This window comes from Streptomyces sp. E2N166, from assembly GCF_003671715.1.
Classification (GTDB): domain Bacteria; phylum Actinomycetota; class Actinomycetes; order Streptomycetales; family Streptomycetaceae; genus Streptomyces; species Streptomyces thinghirensis.
On the sequence record NZ_RAIF01000023.1, the window covers coordinates 1 to 4,594 of the forward strand.

Here is a 4,594-nt window from a genome sequence, read left to right on the forward strand (position 1 = left end):
GCGCGGTCCTGGACGTCACGCGTGTCGCCAAGGGCGAGCGCTTCGGCTACCGGCAGCAGAAGGCGGCTTCCGACGGCTTCCTGGTGGTCGTGGCGGGCGGGACGTCGCACGGCGTGGGGCTGGAGGCCCCCAAGGCGCTGCACGGCGTCATGCCGCGCGCCAAGGGCGTCGCCCGGGCCGGTCTCGCCACGGTCAACCGCAATCTCGCGCCGTTCGTCTGGGGCGGGAAGCAGCGCTGGTTCGCGGAGCCGCCGCACATGCAGGTCTCGATCCTGTTCGTGCCCTCCGACGCGCCGGAGCCCAAGGTCGGTGACGAACTGGTGGCCCATCTGCGACACACAACCACGCAGTTCGACCGGATCCTCGACCGCTAGCTCGGCCGCCGGCTCCACCGCTGCAGAAAAGGCCGTACACGGTGCCTCCGTGTACGGCCTTTCGCGCGTTCGCTCAGAGCGAACCGCCCGTCTGCTGCCTCCCGCCCCATCTCACCCGTGGCCCCTCGAAGTGGGCTGCGGGCTGCTCGGCATGAGTCGCGGGCTGCTCCGCATGAGCCGCGGGTCCCAGGACGAAGACGTCCTCCGCACCGTCGAGCACACCACCCGACGGGTCGTCGTCCCCCTCCCTCCGGACCGGGTCCCGGTCCGGCATGAGGATGTCCCGCACGACCATGACGCAGAGGAACAGCGTTCCCAGCAGGTGCACGCCGATGGCCCAGTGATAGCCGTCCGTCGGCAGTCCCTTGTGGGCGTCGCCGCTGGTCGTGTAGGCGAGGTACATCCAGATACCCAGGAAGTAGGCCACCTCGCACGCCTGCCAGATCAGGAAGTCACGCCACTTCGGCCGGGCCAGCGCGGCCAGCGGAACCAGCCACAGCACGTACTGCGGTGAGTAGACCTTGTTGGTGAGGATGAACGCCGCGACGATCAGGAAGGCGAGCTGGGCGAAGCGCGGACGCCGGGGGGCAGTCAGTGTGAGCGCCGCGATGGCGCCGCAGCACAGCAGCATCAGCAGAGTGGCGAGCGTGTTGACGGTCTCGGTGCTGGGCGGATTGTCGGTGTTCTGGACCAGGATCAGCCAGAAGGACCCGAAGTCGACGCCGCGTTCCTGGCTGAACGTATAGAACTTCGACCAGCCGTCGAAGGCGAAGAGCATCACCGGCAGGTTCACCACGAGCCAGGCGACGGCCGCGCCCCCCAGAGCCTTGCCGAACTCACGCCATTTGCCCGCACGCCAGCACAGTACGAGCAGCGGACCGAGGATCAGGAAGGGGTAGAGCTTGGCGGCCGTGGCCAGGCCCAGCAGAACGCCGAAGGCCAGTGAGCGCCCCCGCGACCACATGAGAACCGCGGCGGACGTCAGGGCGACCGCCAGCAGGTCCCAGTTGACGGTGGCGGTCAGCGCGAAGGCGGGTGCGAGGGCGACCAGCAGACCGTCCCAGGGCCGCCGGGTGTGCGTGCGGGTCACGCAGACGGCGATGACGACCGCGCACACCATGAGCATCCCGGCGTTGACCATCCAGTACCACTGTTCCTGGTCCTGAATGGTGCCGCTGCCCGGTGTGAGCCAAGACGCGACCTCCATGAACACGCCGGTCAGCACCGGGTACTCGAGGTACTCCATGTCGCCGGGGAGCTTGTCGAAGTACGGCACCAGGCCGTCGACGAACCCGCGCCCCTGGTAGAGGTGCGGGATGTCGGAGTAGCACGCGTGCGTGTACTGGGAGCTGGCACCGAAGAACCAGGCACCGTTGTAACAGGGCGCCTTCTGGACCAGGCCGAGGGCGAACATGCCGATCGCCACGAGCGCGATCACTCGCACGGGGGTCCACCAAGACGTGCCGAGCAGGGCCCGGCGGCCGACAGGGCCGCCGATCAGCTCGCTGCCGACCGCGGCGACCGTGTCCTCCCTGGTCGGCCGCACGGTGTCCGGTTCGTGCACGCTCGCTGGCGTCGATTCTGCACTGGGCATGGGGCACATCCTGCCGTACGCACCTGGGAATACGGCGAGGCCGCCGCACCCTGTGGATGCGGCGGCCCTGTTTCACGTGGAACTTGCGGGTGTTTCACGTGAAACACCCATGCCGGATATTCCGGCGGCTAGCCGTTCTGGCCGGAGATGAAGCCGCCGCCTCCGTTCTGGTTGCCTCTGCTGTCGTCCTCTTCCCCTGTCTCACTGGGCGACGTCGAAGGGGTCGGACTGCCTTCCGAGCCACCGTTCTCGTTGCCGGTGTTCTCATTGCCGCTGTTGTCGCCGTCCTCGCAGTTGAACTCGAAGACGCCGCAGGTGTTGCTCGGCGAGGGCGAGGGACTGGTCTCGGGCTCACTGGGCGACGGCGACGGCGACGGACTCGTCTCCTCCTCCGTCGGGGAGGGAGAGGGGGACGGGCTGGGCGGCGGCGGGGTGTCGTTGATGACCTCGCCGATGGGCTCCGGCTTCGGGAACTTCTCCGCCTTGGTGCCCTTCAGCGCGTCCTCCATGTAGTCCTGCCAGATGATGGACGGGAAGGACGCACCGTGGATCTTCTTCTCGCCACCTGTTCCGTACATCTCCAGGAACGAGCGGTTCTTGATGGTCTCGTCGTCCGGGTAGCGGAACATGCTGATCGCGGTCGCCAGCTGCGGGGTATAGCCGACGAACCAGGCGGACTGGTTGCCGTCCGTGGTTCCGGTCTTGCCGGCCACCTCTCGGCCGGCCAGCTGGGCGTTGGAACCCGTTCCGTCCTCGACGACGGTCTTCAGGACGTCCGTGACGTTGTCCGCGACCTTCGCGGTGAACGCCTGCTTGGTCTCCACCTTGTGCGTGTAGACCGTGCCGTCCTTGTTCGACACCTTGGTGACGGAGAAGGGCTCGCGCTGCTTGCCACTGTCCGCGAAGGTGGCGTAGGCGCCCGCCATGCGGATGGCGCTCGGGTCCGAGACACCGAGGGAGAAGGACGGGTAGCCGGAGCCCGCCAGGCTGTCCTCCAGGAGTCCCGCGTCGACGGCCGCCTCCTTCACCTTGTCCAGGCCGACATCCATGCCGAGTTGCACGAAGGCGGAGTTGACCGACTCCCGCATGGCCTCACGCAGGTCGATCTTGTAGTCCGGCGCTTCACCGACGTTCTGCTTGCCGTCATTCTCCTGGCGCCACTGCTCGCCCTTCTCGTTCTCCCAGACCGAGCCGTCGTAGTTGTTGATCTTGAGGTTGTTCTTGCCGCTGTAGAGGCTCTTCGGGGAGACGACGGTGCGCTCGTCCTGGGCCTGGGTCTCACCGAGCTCGGGATCGCGCACACCCCACTTCATCGCGGCCGCGAGCACGTACGGCTTGAACGTCGAACCGACCTGGGCGCCGGTGACGTCGGCGTTGTTGGTGAAGTGCTTGGTGGCGTCCTCACCGCCGTAGATGGCCTCGATGGCGCCGGTCTCGGGGTTCACCGAAGCTCCGCCGAACTGGACGTGTGTGTCCGTCTCGGGGCGCTTCTCGGGGTCGATGTTCTTCTTGTAGACCTTCTGGACCGCGGTTTCGAGATCCTTGACCTTCTTCTTGTCGAAGGTCGTGTAGATCGAGTAGCCGCCCTTCTCCAGCTTCTGCTCCGTAGCGACGCCGCTCCGGACCACGGAAGCCTTGGCAAGCCTGACGAGGTAACCGGTCTGGCCGCCCAGCTGCGAGTTCGACTGCGGATTCTCCACCTTGGGGAGTTCCGTGAACTTCGCCCTGTCCTCCTGGCTCAGATGCCCGTACTCCACCATCTTGTCGAGCGTGTCCTGCATCTGGGCATTGGCACGCTTGCTGTTGGCCTTCTGCGTGGCGGCCGGGTCGATCGAGGTCGCGCCCGCCGGGTCGTAGTACGTGGCGCCCTTGAGCATCGCGGACAGGAAGGCGCACTGGCCCGCGTTGAGGTCGACGGCGTCCACGTTGAAGTACGCGCGTGCGGCCGCCTGGATGCCGTAGGCGCCACGGCCGTAGTACGCGGAGTTCAGGTAGCCCTCGAGGATCTTGTCCTTGGGTACCTCGGTACCCACCTTGATCGAGACGAAGATCTCCTTGACCTTGCGGGAGATCGTCTGCGACTGGTCGTTCAGCATCGCGTTCTTCACGTACTGCTGGGTGATGGTGGAACCACCCTGTGTGTCACCGCCCTTGGCCATGTTGAACACGGCGCGGGCGATGCCCTTGGGGTCGATGCCGCTGTCGGAGTAGAACGTCTTGTTCTCCTGGGAAATGATCGCGTTGCGCATTTCCTCTGGGATCTGAGAGAGGCCGACGCTCTGGCGGTTGCGCTCACCGCCCGTAGCGGCCATCTGGGTGCCGTCGGACCAGTAGTAGACGTTGTTCTGAGCTTCCGCGATCTTGGCGACGTCAGGGATGCCCACCATGGCGTACGCGATGCCTGCGGCGGCCACCAGACTGCCGAAGAAGCCGACGCACAGCCCGGAGACAAGCTTCCAGGAGGGCACCCAGCGTCGCCACCCGTCCCGGTCTCCGCGCGGATAGTCGATCATTCGCTTCTTGCCGGACGGGGCCGCGCGCCCTCTGCCGACCACGACCGGACCGGCAGGAGCGGCCCGCCGGCCGCCGCGGCCCGGCTCGGCCGCCCTGCCGGTCCGGTCGTGGT

General features: G+C 66.8%; 2 protein-coding genes and 1 pseudogene. 1 reads left to right on the forward strand and 2 read right to left on the reverse strand.

Going from position 1 to position 4,594, the window contains the following annotated elements; translation table 11 throughout:
- A pseudogene (locus tag EBH09_RS17840) lies at nucleotides 1-374 on the forward strand (alanine racemase); the annotation flags it as partial.
- A 73-nt stretch (nucleotides 375-447) separates the two neighbouring features.
- Here EBH09_RS17840 and EBH09_RS17845 read toward each other — a convergent pair.
- Together EBH09_RS17845 and EBH09_RS17850 are read right to left on the reverse strand one after the other, a co-directional pair.
- Nucleotides 448-1,977, reverse strand: a complete 1,530-nt coding sequence (locus tag EBH09_RS17845; RefSeq protein WP_121747996.1) for a glycosyltransferase 87 family protein — start codon at nucleotides 1,975-1,977, stop codon at nucleotides 448-450.
- 119 nt (nucleotides 1,978-2,096) lie between these two features.
- Entirely contained in the window at nucleotides 2,097-4,481 is a 2,385-nt protein-coding gene (locus EBH09_RS17850; protein WP_121747997.1) for a transglycosylase domain-containing protein, read from the reverse strand.
- Nucleotides 4,482-4,594 lie beyond the last annotated feature (113 nt).

Bases quoted from the DNA above. Each gene is read 5' to 3' on its own strand.
- EBH09_RS17845 (WP_121747996.1), bottom strand. From the start codon at position 1,977: ATGTGCCCCATGCCCAGTGCAGAATCGACGCCAGCGAGCGTGCACGAA.
- EBH09_RS17850 (WP_121747997.1), bottom strand. From the start codon at position 4,481: ATGATCGACTATCCGCGCGGAGACCGGGACGGGTGGCGACGCTGGGTG.